Raw genomic sequence first — 23,070 nt, forward strand, 5'->3', positions numbered from 1 at the left:
GATTTAAAACGGATAGATAAAATTTAGTTACGAGTGGAAAAATAGGAGGTCTTTATGAAAAAAAAATCTTCATTATTCATGGCAATGCTTCTAAGCGGCAGCTTAGCGCTTGCTGGCTGCGGCAATCAAAGTTCTTCGGCTTCATCCGGCAATGGCGGTGAACAAAATAAAGCTAAAACTGCAGTGGAAATTCCCAGTTCGGGGCCATTAACAATTAACCCTAATATTGCTGATAAACAAATCTTGGACAAAGGTCCATATGGTGAGCCGGCTGCTTCAGCAAAAATGTTAAAGCTCACTGAAGAAGATATCGCAAAGATTAAAAAAGGCAACTATACAGCGGCTATTGTTATGCACTATACAGGAACTGACTATATGACAGCACAAATTGACGCCCTAAAAGCCAGCTTTAATAGAATGGGGATTAAGGTAATTGCCGTCACGGATGCACAATTTAAGGCAGAAAAAGAAGTTTCAGATATTGAAACCGTATTAGCTAAGAAACCAGATGTAATTGTAAGTGTTCCAGTTGACCCTGTTTCCACCGCTGATGCATACATGAAAGCAGCCAAAGCAGGAGTTAAATTAGTCTTCATGGATGGTGTGGCGAAAGGGTTGAAGCCCGGAAAGGATTATATAAGCATCGTATCAGGTGACAACTACGGAAACGGTGTAGAAGCAGCAGAGGTTATGGCTAAGCAGCTTGGGGGAAAAGGCGATGTTGGTGTCATATTCCACGATTCGGACTTCTTTGTAACGAAACAGCGGACAACTGCTTTTGAAGAAACGATGAAGAAAAAATATCCGGACATTAAAATCGTGGCACGCGGCGGGATTGTTAGCCCTAATGATGGGGAAAAAGTAGCTTCAGCTATGCTGACAAGAAACCCTAATTTAAATGGCATATTTGCCGTTTGGGATGTACCTGGAGAGGGTGCTGTATCAGCTGCGCGTACTGCAGGAAAAGACAAGCTTGTCATCACTACGACTGACTTAGGTACAAATGTTGGCTTAGAGGTTGCTTCGGGCGGCGTAGTAAAAGGACTTGGCGCGCAGCTGCCGTTTGACCAGGGAATAGCAGAGGCGATTTTGGCCGGCTACGCGTTGCTTGGCAAGGAGGCGCCGCCGTATGTTACGACTCCGGCCTTACAGGTAACAAAAGAAAATATATTAGATTCATGGAAACTCGTTTACCGTACGGATGCTCCAGATATCATTAAAAACGCTGTAAAATAGTCATTCCTAAATAATTTTTAAAAGAAATCATATAGAGGCTGCTCCTATTGCAGCAGCCTCTATTAAAAAGAAGGTGATTTGGTTTGGAACAGCCTATGCTTTTAATGAAAAATATTTCAAAATCATTTAACGGCATCACGGTTCTTGATTCAGTAAATTTCTCCGTAAATAAGGGCGAGGTACATGCTCTTATGGGAGGAAACGGTGCCGGTAAATCTACTCTAATGAAAATATTAACCGGTGTGTATACAGCAGACGAGGGAGAAATTTTTATTGAAGGAAAAGAAGTTTCAATTAAAAATCCCGATGATGCTAGAAAAAATTATATCTCTATGATTTTCCAGGAATTCAGTTTAATTCCTACATTAACAGTTGCACAAAACATTTTTCTAACAAGAGAATCAAAAACGTCTTTAGGACTTCTCAATGATAAAGAGTGTACGGCCAAAACAGAACAATTATTAAGTGAATTAGGCGTTGATATTCATCCGGATGATATTGTTGAACATCTTGGAGTAGGATACTGGCAAATGACAGAAATCGCAAAAGCCTTATCGCAAGAAACAAAAATACTCATTATGGATGAACCTACATCTTCACTAACAAATAAAGAAACAGAAGTGCTTTTTTTCTTTATTAATCAACTTAAAGCAAAAGGTTATTCGATTATATATATCTCGCATCGAATGGATGAAATCTTTCAAATATGTGATCGGGTTACGATTTTAAGGGATGGAAAATACGTAACGACAGAGAACTGTAAAGATACTAATCTAGAGACGGTAATCCAGCATATTGTGGGCTCCGATTTGAATAAAGCTTTTGAATGGAAAGAAAGATCCTATTCAACAGATGTACCTCCGGTGCTGGAGGTGAAAAATTTATCATCTGGAACAAGAGTGCAAAATATTGATCTTAAACTTTTCCCAGGTGAAATCGTTGGTGTTGCAGGACTCATGGGAAGCGGAAGATCGGAGATGGTCCGTTCGATTTTTGGAATTGATCCAAAAGATAGCGGTGACATTATTGTAGACGGTAAAAAACGAAACATCCAGAATGCAACGGATGCTGTTAAAGCCGGTCTTGCCCTAATTCCAGAAGATCGAAGAATGCAGGGATTGGTACTCGACCATAGCGTAAAAGAAAATATCATTTTACCTATTCTGTCAAAGGTTAAAAAAGGATTGTTCCTCGATGAAAACAAAGCAGACAAAATGGCGAATGAGCTTGTCCAAAAGCTTAATATTAAGACCGATGACATATTCAAAACAACAAAGCTGCTGTCCGGAGGGAATCAACAAAAAATCGTTTTAGCAAAATGGTTAGCTAATGATCCTGCTGTTTTGATTTTAGATGAACCTACCATCGGCGTGGATATCGGTGCTAAAACAGAAATTATTGACGTTGTTCGCGAATTGGCTGATAGCGGGAAAGCCATCCTGGTTATTTCTTCAGAACTTCCTGAACTTCTTGCATTAAGTGACAGAGTCATTATCATGCATGAAGGACGAATTGTTAAGGAATTGAAGAGAAGGGAGATTAATTCAGAGGAGGAACTTGAACATGCAATCCAAGGGTATTAATACGAATAGTCAAGTTGTTGTTAAAAATCAGAGTGTAAAACGGATTAAAGGGTTTGATTGGCGAAATTACATTGTCTACCTGGCTTTCATCGGTGTCATCATCTATTTTTCTGTTAGTTTATACGATGAAGGGTTCGTATCAACGGATAATTTACTGAACATTGTTAGACAAACCGCGATGATTTCTATTATGGGTTTAGCCATGACATTTGTTATTAGTACGGGTGAGATTGATCTTTCTGTAGGATCGATTACTGCCCTATCTTCCTTAACAGCAGCCCTGGCCCTGCAGTCAGGTGCTGGCCTGGTAGGCGGGCTTATTGTTGGTGTGGGAACTGGGCTTTTAATTGGGTTGATAAATGGATTGCTTGTAACGAAAGTTGCGATCCCCTCCTTCCTTGTTACCCTTGGAACGATGGGGGCAGTAAAGGGTTTAGCTATGTGGATAACGGATACGGCTCCCGTACCTATTGTTGACCCAACGTTTAACTTCTTATTTGGTTCGGGTGATATTGGTCCGATTCCTATCTTATTAGTTTGGACATTAGTTGCAACGGTAATTGCTCATGTTCTGTTGCGCAAAACATCATTCGGAAGACAAACATTAGCAACAGGCGGAAATGAGAGTGCGGCAAGGTTTTCTGGGGTGAAGACCCAAAGGATAAAATTGTTGGTTTTCCTGGGAACGGGTTTCATGGCAGGTTTTGCAGGGCTGCTTTATGCAGGCCGGATGCATGCAGGAAGGTTTACCTTTGGTGAGGGCGATGAACTTTCGGTTATTGCCGCTGTTATTCTTGGTGGAACAAGTTTGTTTGGTGGCGTAGGGACCGTAATTGGAACCGTAATTGGTTCTTTAATGATAGGAACGATTAATAACGGATTAATTATCATGGGTCTTGATGTCAGCCAACAAATGATTATCAAAGGTATCATCATCATTCTAGCTGTAGCGTTCGGGAAGAAAGCAATAAATAAATAGAAGAATATGGAGTGCTGAGAAGGAGGGGAATCAATGGAAAAAATAAAAGTCGGCATCATAGGGACAGGTTTTATAGGGCCCACTCATATTGAAGCAATCAGACGGCTCGGGTTTGTTGAAGTGGTTGGAGTAGCAGGGAGCAGCAAAGAGGCTGCTGAAAAAAAAGCCACTGAGCTTGGAATTGCTAAAGCCTATAGCGATTACCGTGAAATGCTGCGGGATAGCGAGATTCAAGTTGTGCATAATTGCGCCCCGAACCATCTTCACTTTACGATGAATAAGGAGATTATTTTATCAGGCAAGCATGTTTTGTCGGAAAAGCCTTTAGCGATGAATAGTAAAGAATCAGCGGAGCTATTGGCGTTAGCAAAAAAACATAAGGCAGTGCATGGTGTTAACTTTAACTATCGGCAGTTTCCCATTGTGCAGCAGTTAGCAACGATGATAAAAAATGAGGAATTAGGAAAAGTAAATGCAGTACACGGAAGTTATTTGCAGGATTGGTTATTATTCGATACAGACTTTAACTGGCGCTTAGATCCTGAATTGGGTGGAAAAACCCGGGCGGTAGCGGATATCGGGTCACACTGGTGCGATACGGTCCAGTATGTAACCGGCAAAAGAATTGTGGAAGTATTCGCTGATATGGCAACCGTTATCCCTGTAAGAAAAAAACCAAAATACAATGCATCAACCTTTGGAACAGAAAAAGCACAGGAAGAGATTTATGAAGATGTTCCGATAAAAACGGAAGATTATGCGTCGGTTCTTTTACGCTTTAACGATGGCACGAGGGGCGTCTTCACTGTTTCTCAAGTAAGTGCCGGACGGAAAAACAGGCTTAGCTTTGAAATTGATGGCAGTAAAAACTCAGCTTACTGGAACCAGGAGGAACCGGAGAAGTTATGGATCGGGCATCGAGATAAACCAAATGAAATCCTGCTGGCGGACCCTTCCTTATTTACACCGGAAGCACAATCATCTATCCATCACCCTGGGGGACATAATGAAGGCTGGCCGGACGCTCTAAAAAATATGATGCTGCATTTCTATACCTTTATTCGGGAAGGCAAAGATCCTCAAAGTGATAAAACGAATTTTGCGACATTTGAAGATGGACATGTATCCATGTGCATTACCGATGCAATTTTAGAAAGCCATCAACAGCAAAAATGGGTCAAAGTCGAAGTGCAGCAGGAGGTGCTTTCGTGAAACTGGGTGTGTTTACCGTTCTTTATCAAAACCTGCCCTTTGAGACGATGCTCGATAAGTTATGCGAGATGGGTGTAGAGGCCGTTGAATTGGGAACAGGCAATTATCCGGGAAACAATCATTGTCATCCGGATGAGTTATTAGAGAGCCCGGAGAAGGTGAAATCTTTTCAACGTGCGATTGAAAGCAGAGGATTGATCGTCAGTGGCCTAAGCTGCCACGGGAATCCGCTTCATCCGGATAAGAAGGCTGCGAAAGAAGCTCATGAAGTTTGGAGAAAAACCGTCCTGTTAGCAGAACGTTTAGAGATACCGGTTATCAATGGATTTTCCGGCTGTCCCGGTGATCATCCGAATGCAAAATACCCAAACTGGGTGACTTGTTCCTGGCCTCCAGAATATTTGGAGGTTCTTGATTGGCAATGGAAGGAAGCTGTAATTCCTTATTGGAAAGAAGAGGCGAAATTCGCAGAGTCACACGGAATCAATCAAATTGCCTTTGAAATGCATCCCGGTTTTGTTGTATATAATCCAGAAACGTTATTGAAATTAAGAGAACATGCAGGAGCGAGTATTGGAGCGAATTTTGATCCAAGCCACCTTGTTTGGCAAGGGATTAATCCGGTAGAAGCTATTAAAAAGTTAGGCAGAGAAAATGCTATCTTTCATTTTCATGCAAAAGATACGTATTTAGATCAAGCAAATATTAATGTAAATGGTGTATTAGACACGAAACATTACAGTAAGGTTTTGGACCGTTCATGGACGTTTAGATCCGTCGGATATGGCCATGACGAAAAAATGTGGAAGGATATGGTCAGCGCTCTTCGTGCTGTCGGATATGATTACGTTCTTTCCATTGAGCATGAGGATATGCTCGCTTCGATTGATGAGGGCTTAGGAAAAGCGATATCTTTACTTAAAGGAATCTTGTTTAAAGAGCAACTATCTGAAATGTGGTGGGCTTAGTTTCAGACGTGCGGTGATGTAATCGCATCTACAGATTACTTGATAGATATGGAGGTTTTAGTATGACAATGCAAGCGGTTGTTTTTCCTGGAGATAAAAAGGTAGAGGTACGGGAATTTGAAATTCCAGCACCTGGCCGGGGAGAAGTATTAATTAAAATGCAAGCATCAGCGATCTGCCGCAGTGATATGAGTTTATATTACGGCAATCCTGTTGTTGGCGGGGAAGCAGCAAAAACGGGTGCTATTATCCCAGGCCATGAGCCTGCAGGAGAAATTTTCGAAGTAGGAGAGGGTGTCTCCACTTTTAAACCGGGAGACCGGGTTGCGGTGTATTTAGCCATTGGCTGCGGAGAATGTCCACATTGTAAAAGCGGATACAAAATGTTCTGCAAGGAATTTAAATGTATTGGCTTTGACTCCCATGGCGGTGATGCTGACTACATCGTTGTTCCGGCTGAAAACTGCATGAGACTTCCAGATGAAATGAGCTTTGTAACGGCAGCAGTTTCTACTGATGCTGTTGGGACACTGTACCATGCGCAAAAAAGATTAGGTATTTCCGGAAGAGATACACTTGTTATTTTTGGCTTAGGTCCAATGGGCGGCGCAGGTGTAATGATTGCAAAAGGATTGGGTGCAACAGTTATCGCCGTTGATATGCTTGATGAGCGGTTAAATGTTGCAAAAGAGTTAGGGGCAGATTATACAATCAACGGACAGCATGCCAATGTGTTAGAAGAGATTTCACGCATAACAAATGGCCGCGGAGCTGATGCTGCAATTGATTGCTCCGGAAGTACGCATGCTGAAAATAATGCATTAGATTGCGTTAGACCTCATGGACGTGTGGCGTTTATCGGAGAGTGCAAGGAGTCAACGATTAGACCAAGTGAACAGTTAATCCGCAAGCAAATATCTGTGATAGGTTCATGGTATTTCCCAATCCAGGAATTCGAGGAAATTGCAAACTTTATCGTACAAAAAGGTTTACCTGTTGAAAAATTAGTAACACATAGATTTAAGCTGGAAGAGGCTGCGACAGCATTCCGGTTATTCGACGAGAGAAAGACTGAAAAAGCTGTATTTGTTTGGGAATAATCGTTCTATTCTTCATTATCTAAAAAAGGGATGTGTAAATATGAAAGGTATTTCATTCAATACTTGGCCTTATAGCGGTTTTCCAGTTTGGGTTCCTTCCTACCCGTTAGACGAGGTGATCAACCGAATTTCTTCCTTTGGTTATGACGCCATTGAAATCGGGTGCGCAAGCCCGCATGCCTGGCCTGACTATTTATCGAAGGAACGAAGACAGGAAGTACTAAAACTATTAAAACAAAAGAATTTAAAAGTATCGGCTATGCTTCCTGCACCTGGGGGCGGACCGGGTATGAATCCAAGCTCTCCACTACGTGAGGAAAGAGCGTTCACAATCAACCATTATAAAGAAGTAGTCCGATTAGCTCACGAATGGGAATGCCCGACAGTCATTTGGGTTGCTGGCTGGGTGGTTCATGGAACTGCCCAAAAGGATGCCTGGAATTATAGCGCAGAAGGTTTAGCGGATGTAGCAAGATATGCCAAAGAACTTGGCGTAACAATAGTAGTTGAACCGACCCCTGCGGACAGCAACTTAATTGAAACCGCAGATGATGCCTTGCTGTTAAGTGAACAAACAGGTGAATCGAATGTTAAAGTGATGTTTGATACTTTCCATGCTTTGTATAGAAACGAAGTGGCAAGTGATTATGTATATCGAATGGCTGATAAACTTCACCATGTCCATATTGCTGACAGTGACAGGCTGCCTCCAGGACAAGGGAGATGCGACTTTACTGCGGTGCTAAAGGCATTGAAAGATATTAATTATGACGGTTATCTGTCAATGGAAGTGGGATTCCACACCAGACAAGCAGAACCTGATTGGTATGCAAGAACTTCAATCGAATATTTCAAAGCAAAGTTAGCTGAAATAGGGTATTAATCAAAAATTAATAGAGGGTTGTTGAATTGATATTCAACAGCCTTTTATTTTTTGCATGAAAGGTGAACTTCTATGTATGAAAAGTGGTTTGTTGGTGTTGATATAGGTGGTACCACAATTAAAATGGCGTTTATCAATCAAAACGGCGAGGTTGTTCATAAATGGGAAATCAGTACGAACAAGAATGAAAAAGGGCATCATATCCCAACCGATATAGCAAAATCGATTGATCAAACATTAGATAAGTTAGATCAAACAAAAAGCAAGGTAATCGGTATTGGCATTGGTGCTCCTGGCCCCGTTAATTTGAAAAACGGTTCGATTGACATTGCGGTTAATTTAGGATGGGAAAACTTCCCGTTAAAAAATCGCCTTGAAATGGAATCGTCATTACCTGTGATTGTTGACAACGACGCAAACATCGCGGCGATTGGCGAGATGTGGAAAGGCGCCGGGGAAGGTGCAAAAGATTTAGTATGTGTTACGTTAGGGACGGGTGTTGGCGGCGGTATTATTGCCAATGGCGAAATTGTGCATGGTACAAACGGAGCAGGCGGAGAAATTGGCCACATGACCTCTATTGCTGAAGGAGGGGCCCCCTGTAATTGCGGGAAAACAGGATGTCTTGAAACAATAGCATCGGCAACGGGAATTGTCCGTTTAACAATGGAAGAGTTATCCTCTGCAAATACACCCGGAATGCTAAGGGATTTTTATAATGAGCATCAAACAGTATCAGCCGAATTAGTGTTTGATGCGGCTCACGAGCATGATGGGGTGGCAATCAAAGTGATTGATAAGGTCGCCCTTTATTTAGGCCTGGCATTGGCGAATACCGCAAATGCTTTAAATCCCGAAAAAATTGTGATCGGCGGCGGCGTTTCAAAAGCAGGGGATACATTGCTCACACCGCTGAAAGAGCAGTTCACTCGTTTTGCCTTTCCGAGGGTAGCGCAGGGTGTAGAGTTAGTCATCGCAACACTCGGCAATGATGCGGGGGTTATCGGTGGCGCATGGCTGGCGAAAACGAGGTTAACAAACAACCATTTATAATGGAGGAAACCGAAGTGAACAAGATTGCGGTATTAACCAGCGGCGGGGATGCACCGGGAATGAACGCCGCTATTCGTGCGGTAGTTAGAAGATTAGAAGAGGAATATTTAAGGGATTGGACGTGTATGGCGTAAAAAACGGATACGATGGTTTAATATACCTACAAGAATAAAGGAACAAAGCATTCATTGTTTAATTATTGATTTTTCGGGTCTCTATGCGCTTGATACTATGGTAATCGATCATCTGTTTAAGATTAATGACGTCCTTGGCTTACTTGGTGTTCGTTCTATTATAACGGGGATAAGACCTGTACTTGCCCAGGTCGCCATTCGACTTGGAGTCGATTTGTCCTCATTACAAACATTTGCTACCGTATAACAAGCCATACGCGAACTTGGTGCTCAAGGATAACTTCTCAACTTTTCGAATAGAAGAGCGGTCATATTACATAAGTAATCATAGCTAATTTGGCTGTTTTGGATGCCACCTTTGTCACTGCCTCAGATACGAACTCGTAAGATAATTTAATATCAATAGGTAGCCATTCATTTGGTCCCAAAATCAACAACAAACGATAACAGATCCTTTTTATTATCACCATAATTAAACTCAACTGGATAGTTACAATAAGGGCATCTTACATTTACTTTGAAGTCTCTCTCTGTTCCTTCTGAAAATCGAGCATACTGTAAATCTTTTTTTCCTGTGATTTGCTTTTGCATCTCTTCATCTACAAGGTTGTTCAATTTACCTGTCCAATCAAATTTTTCATCGCAGTTTGGGCATTTATGACTTCCAAATATCTGTGTCATATGCTCCTTTCCGCTCTATAAGAGCAGGAATAAGTCCATTCACCTATCTAAAAATAAATAAAGACCGGATGTAAATAACCTTATAGGTAGACATTTATTGAAAGATAATGAAACAACACTATTCCCTATTTAGATTGTATTTTCCTTTACTGTATCACAACTGAACCCCTAAAAAATAAAAAAAACCATAATAGGTAATAATTTACCAGTTTCACCTTGCCTAATTGGTGGTATTAAATAATTCGTATGATATAGAAACAGGACTATGTAAGGGGATAAATGAAATGACAAACAAACAGGCTATATCCTATACCAGTCCATTGTGTAAAAAGCCTTCCCATTTAAAAAGGAAAGGCTTTTAATCCATTTCTTGCCAAATAAACAAACGGCTAATTGTTCTTGATTTAATCGAAGCCAATATAATCGTAGTTTATTTTATCCATATGTACTTTATTAATTATTGGGCAAAGATGTGGTTTCCAATTTTCACGGTTTGTCCTCGTGTTAAAATCCAGGAAGAGGTAGCGATTTTTGGATTAAAATAATACAGGGAATTTCTTGTCGGGTCTTCTCCCCTCAAGGCGGCTCGGGCTGCACGGTACGCTTCACGATTAGGGGTTAAGCTGTATTGGTTATCTGCAACAGCTGTAAAGGCGAGCGGCTGGTGAATGACTCCCTCTACTGTTTTCGGGAACCCCTCTGCTTTTAAGCGGTTTAGTACAACGGCTCCTACCGCAACTTTTCCCTTAAAAGATTCTCCCCGGGCTTCCGCATGAATAATGCGTGCGAGCCGATCTAGATCTGTTTCTTTTGCGGACTTTTTTTTCAACTGTTTCCATGTTCTTGCACCAATCACTCCATCCGCCTGCAATCCATGTTTGCGTTGGAATCTTTTGACCGCTTTTTCGGTAATAATACCAAAATAACCGGTAGGTACAATAGAAAAATACCCCTGGCTGCTTAAGCGGGATTGTACATCCCTCACTTCAGGGCCACGGGTTCCCTTCTCTAGACTGGCTGCCTCCGCTTTACCGTAAATGCCCAGCGATGCGAAAATGAAAAGAGATAAAATAAGGGGCAATGCGAGTTGCTTTGTCATATTTTAATCATCCTCCCTTTCTTCCTTTCATTATAGGAATAGGTAGGAAACGGCTACAATCCTTAAAAAGACGTATTTATCCCCTGAATTTTTCCATTTATATTGTTCGATAATGGAAATGAATAGTTATATAGTATCAATTGAGTATTTGCTATAATAATGAATAATACAAAACTTAGTATATCATCATATGATTTGATTAATTCCAACTCCGATTAATAATAAGCCTGCCAGTAATGAAGAATATCCCTTGAGGACTCTGGAGATAACCCCAATTCCGATAACATTACCCAAATAAATCATAATATAGCCCCAAACAGCGATACTTATCACTGGTATCCACAATGACATAGGGCTTGAAACAGTAGCACCGAAACCACTGGCTATATTTGTGAATGATAAACAAAATCCTAAGAATATACCTTGTTTAATTCCAAGTTTTTTTGGTTCAACATCAGAAATTTGTTTCGAAATTCGAGGGTGTAAATAAGCAGAATATAAAATAGATAATCCAATTCCAACAAATACAATAAAAGATACTACGTGTGCTGTATTTTCAGAAATATAGCTAGAAATCACTTCACCCATATATGCCCCAATAAATGCAGTACAAATTCCAATAAAATTAATAACCATGTTTACCCGATGTGGAAATTTTATTTTTTCCATTCCATAGGCAATACCAATACTTGTATTATCAATATTTGTTCCGATTCCAATCAAACATGCAACAATAAAAACGTTAAACCAATCCATTTAATAATTCCCCCTTTTTTGTAATCCACCTCTGGAAATTCACTATTCTCTCTTGTGATATGCATGTTTTATTTTTATATAATTTTGTCTTATTAGGTCTTCCAAGCATAATTTCCTTTCTGTGATTTACCTTTGTGCATAGCGGGTACATTTCCCCAGATTCATACATAAGCAGGATATGTACCCATTTTGGTTTAGTCCTAGGTTAAAGCCTATTTGAAAGCCTATTTTTTGAAGTGAATCTATCGAAATAAAGTGCTTTTGTGTAAGTGTATTCTACTTAGATACAAATAAATGGACAAAGGGGGAGAATAAATGGGTTTCTTCCCAATTGGACTATATTTTGGTGGTGCAGAGAATTGGATTCAGTTACTTGTGCTTTTGCCTCTGGCTTCTTTTTTTCTTGCTTATTACATAAGAAAAAGAGCTAACCAATCTTTAAAATTAAGAAGCAAATTTACTAAAAAACCAAAAAGTTAGGGTAACGGAAATACCAAATATGAGTGGTTTGCATTTTTGGTTATGATGGTAAAGCCTGATAAAAAATGGTTAGTATATAATACATATGAATTCAATGATAAGGATGCGAATCTCATGAATCCGTGGTTAACGATATGGATTAAACCCGGGCAGACTGTTCGATACCTTCAAGATAGCCCTTCGAATCGATTAGTTTCTTGGATTCTCATTTGTATAAGCGGTATAGATTATTCACTCAATCAATTTTTAAATAAAAACGCTGGTGACAGTAATTCACTTAGTTATATAATAATAATAATAATAATTTCTTTAATAGGAGGCCCTATATCGGGGATAATTCTTTGAATATGCAAAGGAGATTCAAATGACACATTTTACATTACAGTTTTATGATTTTAACGTATGGGCAAATAAACAAATTTTCAAGCGATTAAAAGAGCTTCCAAAGGATGCTTACCATCAAGAAGTTCAAAGTGTGTTTTCATCGATATCGAATGTATTGTCCCATGTTTATCTTTCCGATCTTGGGTGGATAGAAGTTTTTTCTGGTAAAAATATGAACCATGCATTGATGTTAGCTGAACAACTAAAAGAACAAACAGAGTCAAAAGGATTAGAAGAAATGGAGACAATGTTTTTTGAGTTATCCGAGCGATACAAATCGTTCCTTAACCAAAAGGAAAATATAGACAAGTCTCTTGGAATTGAGAATCCATCTGGCGACCTAATGAAAACAAGTGTGTCCGAATTAGTACCCCATGTTGTGAATCATGGAACATATCACCGTGGTAATATCACAGCTATGTTACGACAAATGGGTTATGCTTCTGTTTCGACAGATTATGGTCTTTATTTATATTTAAAAACAAGGGCTTAGCCTATATATCCATCTACTTTGTGGGTGACTTTTGTAAAAACGAAAATGAATGTTTGTATACGTACACAGAAAATAAGCCAGCCTAATTCAGGGGTGGCTCTTCATTTTCATAATGCAGCTTATCAAATGTTGTTGAATTACTAATTCCTGTTAGTCAAGGAAGTATAACATCCTTTTTTATTATATATGGCGTTTAGGTATCTGAAGGAGCAATGAGATAATGTTTTAATGCTTGCTGTAAAGACCCTTTCATATCTGCCATTCCTGTAAAGGAGATGCCTTCATGTATCATTTGCCTTACCATTTCAGGGCGTAATCCTGTAATGACGGTTTTACCTCCCATCATTGAAATCCCATCGATAATTCGTAATAAATGATTCACTATCAGAGCCTCCATTTGAGAAATCCCAGAGAGGTCCATAATCAAGGTTTGAATCTGTAATTTTCCTATTTCCATTAATACTTTTTCCTCTATCATAGCCACACGATAAGCATCCATCTGTCCGATCAAAGGTAAAACACAGATCGTTCCTGAGATGGGTATGATGGGAACCGATAGGTTTTCAACCAACCTTTTTTGCTCCTCAATTAATTCATCCTTATATTTTGAATAACTGATGAAAAAGTTGTTCAGAAAATGGTCGATTTGTTCATTAATTTTTTTCTCCATGTCATAAAAGTCTTCACTACTAATAGATTTACTGCTTAACTTCTCGTAGCGATAGAGGAAATCCCACAAGGTTCTTCGAATCGCGTGAATCCATTCTAGTTTGAGTGCTAACGTCAAGTTATACTTTGCCCATGCGATTCCTTCTTGCTTAGCAAAAGCAACCAATTCTTTATCTTGATGCCCGACAACGTACATGATTACCTTATGAGCGTTATGTAAAAGGTCAATATTACCCGTTAATTGAATTTCCTCAATTTTCCCTCTCACATTTTGTGCCTCTGATAACAGCTTTCCCTCAAATACTTGTCTGTTTTGTAAAAGGAACTCCTTTATCTCCTGTCCTTCTTCAAAAATTAAACCCAATGTAAACACTCCCCTAATCGTTTGTGTACTAACCGATATTTCCTATCTCAATTTCCCTTAACTAAATCCTAATACCACCAACACATAATTATGAAACCAGTATTTTATGTCTGTTTGGTGTGCTATGAAACGGAAGGAATTCCTTATGATACGGTTCGCTCTTTTGATGCAATGGACGATGGGGACCTTACGGTCCCGCCTCAGTTTAGCTGTGAAAAGTGTGGAGGAGAGATGTACCCGGAGTATTACGAAGGGATACATGGGCATATTTACAAAATTGAAGATGTGAAGAAATAAAAAGGACCGGGCGCACGCCCGGTATTTCTTATTAGGTTACGGGAATCAGCAGCAAAGTACGGCTGTTTCGGAAGTCATTTTTATTTGTTGTGCTAATGGGAGGATAGTTGAAAAAAATATTAATTTAATTACCTGCGTTCGATAATGTTTTATATGTCAGTAAGCAATCAGTAGTGATATTTGTATCCTCTACAAAGGGTATTTTGTTTTAAAAATGCTACTCTTGGGTATAATAATGGAAGCAAGAATAACTTGTTATTTTGTGTAGTTTTTACACGCTAGGAGGCAATGAAATTGGAACGTGGTAAAGTAAAATGGTTCAACGGTGAAAAAGGCTTTGGATTCATTGAGGTTGAAGGTGGAGAGGACGTATTTGTTCACTTCTCAGCGATTCAAGGGGAAGGGTACAAATCGTTAGATGAAGGGCAAGAAGTTGAGTTTGAGATTGAGCAAGGTCAGCGAGGCCCACAAGCAACAAACGTCCGTAAAGTCTAGGGAATGAAACGATAGACAGACTCTATTTTAGGGTCTGTTTTTTATTTTTGCCAAAAAAGTAAAAAAGACGATATGATTAAATTAATAAAATATAAGGGGATGAGGTATTGCGTACGGTTAATTTTTTATCAGATGGCAGTGAGGTGTACAATACTAACTAATATTAAGGAGATTGACATGAAAACAATCAATTCTAACCACACGCGGTAACTACTCAGACCCTGGCCTTTAACCCAGAGAAAATTGGATGATTATAAGAGAAAGCAGATGCGTATAAGTGACATAAGCGTATCATAAAGATGGAAAGAAACAGTTTTCTACCCTTTTTCGTCCATCTATAGAATCATTCATTTAATAGCCTATTAGTCCATGCCTGAGTAGTTACCACCCGTGTAAAGGGTGAGGCTGTCTCATGACTTTTGAGACAGCCTTTTTTCTGTTGTGCTACTGGGGGGAGGTATTACATTTATATGGGTTCCTTTTTTGTTTTTCCGCTTTCGATGAGATACTTATGGGAAAAATGTTCAGTAACAGCCAATAGAACGCCAGTGAGTATAGCACCAGTTAGTGTTACTCTAGCTCCAGTCAAAAATAAAGACATCAAGTAAATAATAATCGATGATGCAATAAAATCCATGATTGTATTCATCCAAAGTGTCCCTTCACGTAAAAATAAATACTCCATCATCGCCCCAATTATTGCTAAAACAATCCCAAGAGTAATTGCCTGATAAACAGATGCGAACCTTACATTTGGGAATACATACGAAGCGAGGACAACGACTAAGGGACACATAATTATTTTCATTAGAAAACCAGTCAATAGAATCTCTCCTTAAAATGGTTTACAATGTTAATTTTTCCATTGAGGTAATTTCTATTCAAAAAAACATCCTCTCTGGATTGTGAACCGCAGGATTTATTTGCTATGTACCGTGAAGATGCATATATTACCGTTCCGAGGCCCGGTTTTATAATTTATTGAGAATATTCCTTATAAAGGAAAAACCAGTGAAGATAACATCAAATTATCTAAGAACAAAAGCAGCCTTTTGTCCATTTGTAATGCTACGGAGATTGAATGTGAAGAAAATTAGCTAAGACAAGTCTTTATTAACCTTTTAAAAAATGCAATGGAAGCCATGCCAGAAGGAGGAATAGTTAGTGTAAAAGTAAATTTACCGACCAGGGATGTGGAATTCCACCAGAGAAAATCGCGAAATTAGGGGAACCATTTTATACTACCAAAGAAAAAGGTACCGGTTTAGGATTAATGGTAAGCTATAACATTATTGAAAATCACAATGGGCGAATAAAAGTTATAAGTTACCCAGGAGAGGGAACCTGTTTTGAAATCTTTCTTCCCCTTTCACCTGTTACTGTTTCCTGAACTAAGCTTTCCCGTTTAACGAATTAGATTTGATAGTGCTCTCTGGAGCGGTTACATAATTACTGCTCCCAGCTTCCATGCCAACAATAAAGAGAAAAAGGGCTCCTACAATTAATATAAGTAGAGGGATTGTCCAACTGTTGGTAATATCGTGTATAAATCCAAAGAGAGCTGGTCCTACTGCCGCTACTAAATAACCAACAGATTGAGCCATACTTGATAACTCGGCGGCTTGATGTGCATTATGTGTACGTAGAACAAAGAACAGAGTAGCTAGACCAAATGCTGATCCTATTGCAATGCCAATTAATATGACGTACAACGGTGCTAAAGAAGTGATTCCACTAAAAAGACCAATGTAACCAAGGAGTAAAAAAATTACAGTGAATCCCACTAGACCACGTTGATTCGAACTGCGACCAGCCAGAACCGATACAATAAATGTGGATGGGAGGCTTGCAAATTGGGTTAATGATAGGAGCCACCCCGCCTCTGATTGACTTATACCTTGTTGATTGAGAATAGAAGGAAGCCAAGTTATAACAACATAGAAAACTGTAGATTGTAATCCCATAAATAAAGTGACGTTCCAAGCAAGACGAGAATGCCATAAAGATAATTTTGCATCAAGGGAACTTTTTGAATGATATTGAGAACGCAGTTGAGGAATCCACAAAACAATGGAAACGACAGAAAGGAGGACCCAACAAGCAAGGGAAACACGCCATCCAAACTCTATGCCTTGCGTGATAGGGATACTAATTCCCGAAGCAATGGCTCCCCAAAGATTCATAGACACTGCGTATATACCCGTCATGATACCGACTTTATTTAAAAACTCTCGTTTAATCAAACTAGGTAAGAGCACATTGCATATTGCAATGGCTATACCAAGCACAGCTGTACCAATAAACAGCGTATTTATGAAAGGTACAGACCGTAATATAATCCCTGCTGCTAATAAAAGTAAGGCTCCAAATAGTGTGTATTCTAATCCAATACGACGAGCAATTTTAGGAGCAAGGGGTGAAAAAAAAGCAAATGCAAGCAATGGTAAGGTCGTCAACATGCCTGCCAGGGTATGAGACATCCCTGTATCTTGGCGAATCGTTTCAATAATGGGCCCTACACTTGTAAGAGGAGCTCTAAGGTTAGCTCCTGCAAATATAATTCCCAAGATGAGCATCCAAATTCCCAGGCGAGCAGAAGTAGGTTTATCGGTGATAGTACCTTTTGAAAGCATGAAATCCCTCCTTTACATTTTATGGTATAAAAATAGTCTGTTTTTAAAAGGGAGCGGACTAATGAAAGAAGAAAACAAAAACAAGCTGTTAAGGGGAGACCGGACCAACAGCTTGATAAAAGAAAAGGTTTTAAAGGAATAAACGATTGTCGGCGCCCCATTTTTATCTGTCAACATTCCATTAAGTAATGTTATTTGTTGTCATTTGGAAAGTTGGAGGTTGTGTCCTAATTTGTTAGTTACCGTAGAAGTTGTTGCAAGCAAATGCCTAACCAACTCTTTTTGTTTCGACATAATCCGAACCGTTGGTCCACAAATACTTATAGCCGCGCTGATGTTACCACGATGTGAGAAAACAGGAGCAGCAATACAAGAGATACCGCTTTCAAATGTTTCATATGACAAATAATAACCTTTAAGCCTTATATGCTCCAATTCCATACGGATTTTGTTGGGATCAACAGTCGTATGAGCGGAAGAGCGTTCCAATTTTGCAGTTGATAAATAATTTTCAACCATAGTTTGGTCGCTATAGGCTAATAACACTTTTCCCAGTCCTGTCAAATGGGGAGGGGATGTTAAAGATAGATGGAATTGCAATCGCAAGCCTGACTCTTGATTCATAATTCGTTCCAATAAAACAACTACATTAGAATCCAATACTCCAAGGTGAACCAATTCTTGGGTGGTTGATGATAATTCAACAAGGTACGGATGGGTGACTTTACGAATATCCAGCCTATTTTCAAACGCAGTGCCCAACTCTAAGCAGGACAATCCTAACTTATACTTTCCTGTATCGTTATCTTGGGCAATAAATCCTTTTTCTTTTAAAGAATCTAATACTTTTGATAAGTAACTTTTTTTGAGTTCAAGCTTTTCTGCTAACATACCTAAACTGCAATCTTCGTGCTCTTTAAAAAATAATAAGACATCTAATGCGTGAGAAATATTTCCATAGGATACACGTTTAATTTCTGTCAAATAACTCACCCCTTTTGCAAAATATTATCTGTCTATTTAGTGAATGGCGTTATCCAAATTTCTTTTGAATAAATCTTAAAATAATAAAAATAAAAAATCAAGCTTGTGTTTTGATAATTTTCATTACTTTAATAACTTTTATTTATGGTTTCCTAATTTTTCTGGATTCGTTAAACTGATCCCTGCTTGATTTTGGCTCATTCAGAAATTATAAAAAAGGACAAATTCCCCAGGGGGAAAATTTTCTGGGACCGGGTAAGTTTTTCATAAAGCGCCCAGCTTTTATAACCTATGATCTTTTAAAATTACCTCCCGTGTTACATCCAAAAATGCACGTAAAGCAGGGGACATCCATTTGTCTTTGTGCCAAACTAATTGAGTTATGATGGGAAAGTCAGATCCAATCCATTTCAGTATTACCATACGTCCTTGATTCACTTCCGCCTCTACCGCAATCTTAGGTAAGGCAGCTATTCCGATACCTGCAATAACACATTTTTTAATGGCTTCTATATCACCAAATTCCAGTTTGCTTAATGGTTTAGCCCCTGCCTCTGTCAATGATTCTTCAAATATACGACGGTAATCGCATTCCTCAGTGACAAGTAATGGCTGACCATTCAAGTCTAAAGGAGTTACCTCTGGCTTATGGGCTAAAAAGTGATCCGGATGGCTAACAATTACAATCGGTTCGGGAACAAGTGCTTCTACGATTAAATTTTCTGAAATAATAGGGGTCATTGATATTAAGACAGCATCTAAGGAGCCTTTAGCAAGAAGTCCACCAAAATCCGCCTCAGATATTCCAGAACGGAAAACCAATTGTACCTTTGGAAAACGAGTTTGAAATTGACTCAACAACGAGGGCAAACGATATGTGCACTGAGTTCCTGAAGCACAAATAGTCAATGCCCCATTGGGCTCCACATTTGCTCCCACAATAACTTTTGATTCTTCAGCTACCTCAAGGATCTTATCCGCATAGGCCTTAAAACGGTGACCTGCTTCACTCAAAATCACACGTTTTCCTAATCGTTCGAATAGTGGAATGCCAAGTTCTTCTTCGAGTGATTTAATTTGAGTTGTGATACTTGATTGGGCAAGGCAAAGAATTTGAGCCGTTCGTGTAAAGTTTAGTTCTTGGGCCGCAGTTTGAAAAATCATCAACTGTTTTAATTCCATAATGACCTCCTAAATCGATTTTAAAGATTATAATAATCGAAATATTCTTATGGACCGATTATATCATTCCTTGTATTATGTTTGTAAACGTACTCATTTCTTAAATTCTTTATGCAAAGTTATCTTAAAGAAAGGTAGGTGAATGGGGAAGACACGCCTGTAGTGGAGCATAATTTCAAAAAGTAAATACCAACAAAAAAATAACAGTCTAAAAGTCACTGATGATCTACAAAAACAAAATTTGCAACCTTATTATTTTTTTGAATATAGTTTACAGAAAATTTTATTGATAAATAATAAAAAGAGTAAAATATTTAAACATTAAAAATAAAATCCAAAAAAAATTTATGGAGAGGGAGTTGTAACCATGCGCTTTACATATTTAATGCCTACACGAGTGGAAAGCGGAAACGGAATATCTGAAAAAACAGGGGAAATGATTAAAGAATTAGGCATTACGAGAATACTTATCGTAACCGATAAAGGGGTTCGGACAGCCAATCTTCTAGAAGGAATTGAAAGATCTTTACTGGCTGCAAACGTGAACTATGATATTTATGATGAGGTAGAACCGAATCCATCAACCGAAACCATTCATAAGGGTACAGAGTATCTTAAACATTACAAAAGTGATGCAGTATTGGCTGTAGGGGGTGGAAGCAGTATTGACACGGCCAAGGGAATCGCACTGATGGCCACAAATCCCGGCCATATATTGGATTATGAAGGGGTAGGAAAGATTAAATTTCCCCCACTTCCTATCATTGCTATACCGACTACGGCAGGGACCGGTAGTGAAGCAACAAATTCAACAGTCGTAACCAACAAAGAAACCTCATTTAAATTAGGTGTGCTTAGCCCGTACTTATTCCCAACTCTGGCGATACTCGATCCAGCCCTCACGCTACAGCTACCCCAGGGAATTACGGCAGCCACAGGTATGGATGCATTAACACATGCGATTGAATCTTATACATCAAAAGCCGCTAATCCTGTTAGTCAGGGATTCGCCATGCAGGCCATTAAAATGATTGGTGAAAATTTAACAAAAGCTTATTTTGTCGGAACAGATATAGAGAGTAGGGAAAAAATGCTTGTTGCCTCTTTGATTGCTGGTGTAGCATTTTCACAGTCACGTTTAGGAAACGTGCATGCCATTTCCCATACCTTTGGAGGCGTCTTTAATATCCCACATGGCATCGCAAACGCAGCCTTATTGCCTTTTGTTATGAAATTTAATTTACCGGCATGCGCAGAGCAATACAAGGAGATAGCGATTGCTTTAGGGAAGGATGTTGCCGGACTCTCTACTAGCCAGGCAGCTGAAAAAGCAATTGAAGCTGTAATTGAAATGAATCAAGCGATGAACATTCCTCTTAATATAAAAGACCTAGGAGTTTCACTAGAATTCTTACCGAAACTAATAGAGGATTCAATGAAAAGCGGAAATGTGTTCGTAAATCCTAGACTTACAAAGCCTGCTGATATTGAGTTGATGATTGAGAAAGCCTATTACGGTATTTTGGATGATTCTATAACAGAGAGTCCAAATAAATTGGCGTTGGCTCCGATAGAGGCAAACAATCGTTCAGAGGAAGTCCTTCGTCCAGGCGTTATCTCAACGATATAAAACGGCTTTGCTATTTACAGTGGATGAGCTAAGTCTAGATTTTAAATCAAAATAGCGACAGAGTTCTATTAGGAGAAAGGAAGGTACTTAGACGATGAATACTATTATTGAAACAAAGGTAAAAACGTACAAGAATTATATAAATGGTGAGTGGATAGTTGCATCTACCAATCAAGTAGACGCTAGTATCAATCCGGCTAATAAAGAAGAGATTGTAGGCTACGTTCAGAAATCGGGCAAAGAGGATTTGGACCAGGCAGTGGCTGCTGCTAAAGAAGCACAGGTATCATGGAGAAAATTATCGGGTTCAGCAAGAGGAGAGTACCTTTATAAAATTGCGAATGTAGTAGAGAGACGGATTGATGAAATTGCAGAAAGTATGACCAAAGAAATGGGGAAAACCTTGCCTGAATCTAAGGGGGAAACAGCAAGAGGGATTGCCATTCTACGTTACTATGCAGGAGAAGGCATGCGCAAAATCGGTGATGTTATTCCTTCATCCGACAGTGAAGCTCTCATGTTTACGAGCCGTGTTCCCCTTGGTGTCGTAGGGTTGATTACACCGTGGAATTTCCCTGCTGCCATCCCGATTTGGAAAATAGCACCCGCGCTTATATATGGAAACACAGTTGTTTTTAAACCTGCACAAGACGCAGCTGTAACGGCTGCGAAAATTGCAGAATGCTTCGAGGAAGCGGGTCTACCCGCAGGTGTCCTTAATTTCGTGACAGGTTCCGGATCTGTTATTGGTCAAGGAATCATTGATCACCCTGGAATTAATGGAATCTCGTTTACTGGATCCGACCAGGTTGGTAAGCTTGTTGCCCAGGGCGCTGTAGCCCGGGGTGCAAAATACCAACTTGAAATGGGTGGGAAAAACCCTGTCATCATTGCTAATGATGCTGATCTTGACCAGGCGGTTGAAGCCACTATCAACGGTGGATTACGTTCCACCGGCCAAAAATGTACAGCAACAAGCCGCGTCATTGTTCAAAGTGAAGTATACGAGGAATTTAAAGCAAAACTTCTTGAGAAGGTAAAAGAAATAAAGGTAGGCCATGGATTGCAGGGAGAAACATGGATGGGCCCATGTGCAAGCGAAAATCAATTACAAACTGTACTTTCCTACATTGAAAAAGGGATTGCGGAAGGTGCAACGCTTCTTCATGGTGGCAAACGTATAGAAGCAAACGGTTTAGAGCATGGATTTTTTGTAGAACCTACTGTGTTTGAAAATGTAAATTCCAAAATGAGTATTGCTCAAGAAGAAATTTTCGGACCTGTACTTGCCTTCATTAAGGTTGATACCATCGAACAAGCACTTGAAATTGCTAACGATGTTCAGTATGGCTTAAGTGCCTCTATCTTCACTAAGGATATTGGGAACATGCTTTCCTTTATCAATGAAATGGATGCAGGACTTGTTCGTATTAATGCGGAAAGTGCTGGTGTCGAATTGCAGGCTCCATTTGGCGGCATGAAGCAATCCAGTTCTGGTTCTCGTGAACAAGGGCAAGCTGCTATTGAATTTTTCACTGCAATTAAAACGGTTTTTGTAAAAGCTTAATCACTTTACCTGGTTGAATAAACCCCTTGCTTAGGGCATAGGGAGTATGTCAGTTAAATGTTAAGAGGAAAGTAAGAACTTCGGATTTGGCTATCATTTTTTAATTCTTAAACCTATTCAGCCTGAAGATCTTTGTAAGCGTAAACACGAAAAAAATATTTGGTGCTTTTTCTATAAGAAATAGCAGTTTTCATTAACAATTAGATTG

22 protein-coding genes and 2 pseudogenes are annotated in these 23,070 nt (G+C 39.4%); 16 read left to right on the forward strand and 8 right to left on the reverse strand.

Going from position 1 to position 23,070, the window contains the following annotated elements:
- The first annotated feature begins 54 nt into the window (after window positions 1-54).
- From MBEAL2_RS10435 to MBEAL2_RS30145, 10 genes and pseudogenes are all read left to right on the forward strand, one after another.
- Window positions 55-1,236 carry a substrate-binding domain-containing protein gene (locus tag MBEAL2_RS10435; protein WP_047152256.1) on the forward strand — a complete coding sequence of 394 codons (1,182 nt, stop codon included), beginning with the start codon at window positions 55-57 and terminating at the stop codon, window positions 1,234-1,236.
- Between the two features lie 95 nt (window positions 1,237-1,331).
- Window positions 1,332-2,819: a sugar ABC transporter ATP-binding protein gene (locus MBEAL2_RS10440; RefSeq protein ID WP_047152389.1), complete on the forward strand. Its 1,488-nt coding sequence runs from the start codon at window positions 1,332-1,334 to the stop codon at window positions 2,817-2,819.
- Window positions 2,800-3,798: an ABC transporter permease gene (locus MBEAL2_RS10445; RefSeq protein ID WP_082129887.1), complete on the forward strand. Its 999-nt coding sequence runs from the start codon at window positions 2,800-2,802 to the stop codon at window positions 3,796-3,798. Before MBEAL2_RS10440 ends, MBEAL2_RS10445 begins: the two co-directional genes overlap by 20 nt.
- Before the next feature lie 33 nt (window positions 3,799-3,831).
- A complete protein-coding gene (locus MBEAL2_RS10450; protein WP_047152258.1) occupies window positions 3,832-5,010 on the forward strand; it encodes a Gfo/Idh/MocA family protein in 1,179 nt (392 codons plus the stop codon).
- Window positions 5,007-5,978 (forward strand): sugar phosphate isomerase/epimerase family protein, encoded by a 972-nt coding sequence (locus tag MBEAL2_RS10455; RefSeq protein WP_047152259.1) that lies wholly within the window; start codon window positions 5,007-5,009, stop codon window positions 5,976-5,978. The genes MBEAL2_RS10450 and MBEAL2_RS10455 overlap by 4 nt, the downstream gene beginning before the upstream one ends.
- Window positions 5,979-6,040: 62 nt before the next feature.
- Window positions 6,041-7,078 carry a zinc-dependent alcohol dehydrogenase family protein gene (locus MBEAL2_RS10460; protein WP_052947654.1) on the forward strand — a complete coding sequence of 346 codons (1,038 nt, stop codon included), beginning with the start codon at window positions 6,041-6,043 and terminating at the stop codon, window positions 7,076-7,078.
- Between the two features lie 40 nt (window positions 7,079-7,118).
- Window positions 7,119-7,961 carry a sugar phosphate isomerase/epimerase family protein gene (locus MBEAL2_RS10465; RefSeq protein ID WP_047152260.1) on the forward strand — a complete coding sequence of 281 codons (843 nt, stop codon included), beginning with the start codon at window positions 7,119-7,121 and terminating at the stop codon, window positions 7,959-7,961.
- A 72-nt stretch (window positions 7,962-8,033) separates the two neighbouring features.
- On the forward strand, window positions 8,034-9,014 hold the full coding sequence (locus tag MBEAL2_RS10470; protein ID WP_047152261.1) for an ROK family glucokinase: 981 nt from the start codon (window positions 8,034-8,036) through the stop codon (window positions 9,012-9,014).
- 14 nt (window positions 9,015-9,028) lie between these two features.
- A pseudogene (locus MBEAL2_RS30140) lies at window positions 9,029-9,171 on the forward strand (6-phosphofructokinase); the annotation flags it as partial.
- A gap of 11 nt (window positions 9,172-9,182) precedes the next feature.
- Window positions 9,183-9,395 carry an STAS domain-containing protein gene (locus MBEAL2_RS30145; protein ID WP_439644853.1) on the forward strand — a complete coding sequence of 71 codons (213 nt, stop codon included), beginning with the start codon at window positions 9,183-9,185 and terminating at the stop codon, window positions 9,393-9,395.
- Window positions 9,396-9,562: 167 nt separating this feature from the next.
- Here the strand turns inward: MBEAL2_RS30145 and MBEAL2_RS10475 are convergent, their stop codons facing one another.
- The 3 genes from MBEAL2_RS10475 to MBEAL2_RS10485 all read right to left on the reverse strand — a co-directional run bounded on the left by MBEAL2_RS10475 (window position 9,563) and on the right by MBEAL2_RS10485 (window position 11,684).
- On the reverse strand, window positions 9,563-9,829 hold the full coding sequence (locus MBEAL2_RS10475) for a hypothetical protein (protein WP_047152262.1): 267 nt from the start codon (window positions 9,827-9,829) through the stop codon (window positions 9,563-9,565).
- A gap of 457 nt (window positions 9,830-10,286) precedes the next feature.
- Window positions 10,287-10,928 (reverse strand): cell wall hydrolase, encoded by a 642-nt coding sequence (locus MBEAL2_RS10480; protein ID WP_052947655.1) that lies wholly within the window; start codon window positions 10,926-10,928, stop codon window positions 10,287-10,289.
- A 186-nt stretch (window positions 10,929-11,114) separates the two neighbouring features.
- Window positions 11,115-11,684, reverse strand: a complete 570-nt coding sequence (locus MBEAL2_RS10485) for a manganese efflux pump MntP (RefSeq protein WP_047152263.1) — start codon at window positions 11,682-11,684, stop codon at window positions 11,115-11,117.
- Between the two features lie 315 nt (window positions 11,685-11,999).
- On the opposite strand from MBEAL2_RS10485, the gene MBEAL2_RS32240 reads away from it, so the two are divergent.
- On the forward strand, window positions 12,000-12,164 hold the full coding sequence (locus tag MBEAL2_RS32240; protein WP_173427705.1) for a hypothetical protein: 165 nt from the start codon (window positions 12,000-12,002) through the stop codon (window positions 12,162-12,164).
- Between the two features lie 364 nt (window positions 12,165-12,528).
- Window positions 12,529-13,041: a DinB family protein gene (locus tag MBEAL2_RS10495; protein WP_047152265.1), complete on the forward strand. Its 513-nt coding sequence runs from the start codon at window positions 12,529-12,531 to the stop codon at window positions 13,039-13,041.
- A gap of 193 nt (window positions 13,042-13,234) precedes the next feature.
- Here the strand turns inward: MBEAL2_RS10495 and MBEAL2_RS10500 are convergent, their stop codons facing one another.
- Window positions 13,235-14,074 carry an STAS domain-containing protein gene (locus tag MBEAL2_RS10500; RefSeq protein WP_047152266.1) on the reverse strand — a complete coding sequence of 280 codons (840 nt, stop codon included), beginning with the start codon at window positions 14,072-14,074 and terminating at the stop codon, window positions 13,235-13,237.
- Between the two features lie 591 nt (window positions 14,075-14,665).
- Between MBEAL2_RS10500 and MBEAL2_RS10510 the strand changes: the two genes are divergently transcribed.
- Window positions 14,666-14,866, forward strand: coding sequence for a cold-shock protein (locus MBEAL2_RS10510; protein WP_047152268.1), 201 nt, complete (start codon window positions 14,666-14,668; stop codon window positions 14,864-14,866).
- 466 nt (window positions 14,867-15,332) lie between these two features.
- Here MBEAL2_RS10510 and MBEAL2_RS10515 read toward each other — a convergent pair whose 3' ends face one another.
- Entirely contained in the window at window positions 15,333-15,689 is a 357-nt protein-coding gene (locus MBEAL2_RS10515; RefSeq protein WP_047152269.1) for a DUF2512 family protein, read from the reverse strand.
- Between the two features lie 274 nt (window positions 15,690-15,963).
- On the opposite strand from MBEAL2_RS10515, the pseudogene MBEAL2_RS30150 reads away from it, so the two are divergent.
- Window positions 15,964-16,256: pseudogene (locus MBEAL2_RS30150) on the forward strand (ATP-binding protein); the annotation flags it as partial.
- Between the two features lies 1 nt (window position 16,257).
- On the opposite strand, the gene MBEAL2_RS10520 reads toward MBEAL2_RS30150, so the two are convergent.
- The 3 genes from MBEAL2_RS10520 to MBEAL2_RS10530 all read right to left on the reverse strand — a co-directional run bounded on the left by MBEAL2_RS10520 (window position 16,258) and on the right by MBEAL2_RS10530 (window position 19,665).
- Complete coding sequence (locus tag MBEAL2_RS10520) at window positions 16,258-17,499, reverse strand: CynX/NimT family MFS transporter (RefSeq protein ID WP_047152270.1); 1,242 nt, start codon at window positions 17,497-17,499, stop codon at window positions 16,258-16,260.
- Window positions 17,500-17,700: 201 nt separating this feature from the next.
- The gene (locus tag MBEAL2_RS10525) at window positions 17,701-18,483 is read right to left on the reverse strand and encodes an IclR family transcriptional regulator (RefSeq protein ID WP_047152271.1); all 783 of its coding nucleotides are present in this window, start codon (window positions 18,481-18,483) and stop codon (window positions 17,701-17,703) included.
- A 282-nt stretch (window positions 18,484-18,765) separates the two neighbouring features.
- Entirely contained in the window at window positions 18,766-19,665 is a 900-nt protein-coding gene (locus MBEAL2_RS10530) for a LysR family transcriptional regulator (RefSeq protein WP_047152272.1), read from the reverse strand.
- 367 nt (window positions 19,666-20,032) lie between these two features.
- Between MBEAL2_RS10530 and MBEAL2_RS10535 the strand changes: the two genes are divergently transcribed.
- On the forward strand, window positions 20,033-21,295 hold the full coding sequence (locus tag MBEAL2_RS10535) for an iron-containing alcohol dehydrogenase (protein WP_082129889.1): 1,263 nt from the start codon (window positions 20,033-20,035) through the stop codon (window positions 21,293-21,295).
- Window positions 21,296-21,389: 94 nt separating this feature from the next.
- Window positions 21,390-22,862 carry an alpha-ketoglutaric semialdehyde dehydrogenase GucD gene (gene gucD / locus MBEAL2_RS10540; RefSeq protein WP_047152273.1) on the forward strand — a complete coding sequence of 491 codons (1,473 nt, stop codon included), beginning with the start codon at window positions 21,390-21,392 and terminating at the stop codon, window positions 22,860-22,862.
- Window positions 22,863-23,070 lie beyond the last annotated feature (208 nt).

The organism is Aneurinibacillus tyrosinisolvens, assembly GCF_001015055.1.
In the GTDB taxonomy this organism is placed as follows: domain Bacteria; phylum Bacillota; class Bacilli; order Aneurinibacillales; family Aneurinibacillaceae; genus Aneurinibacillus_A; species Aneurinibacillus_A tyrosinisolvens.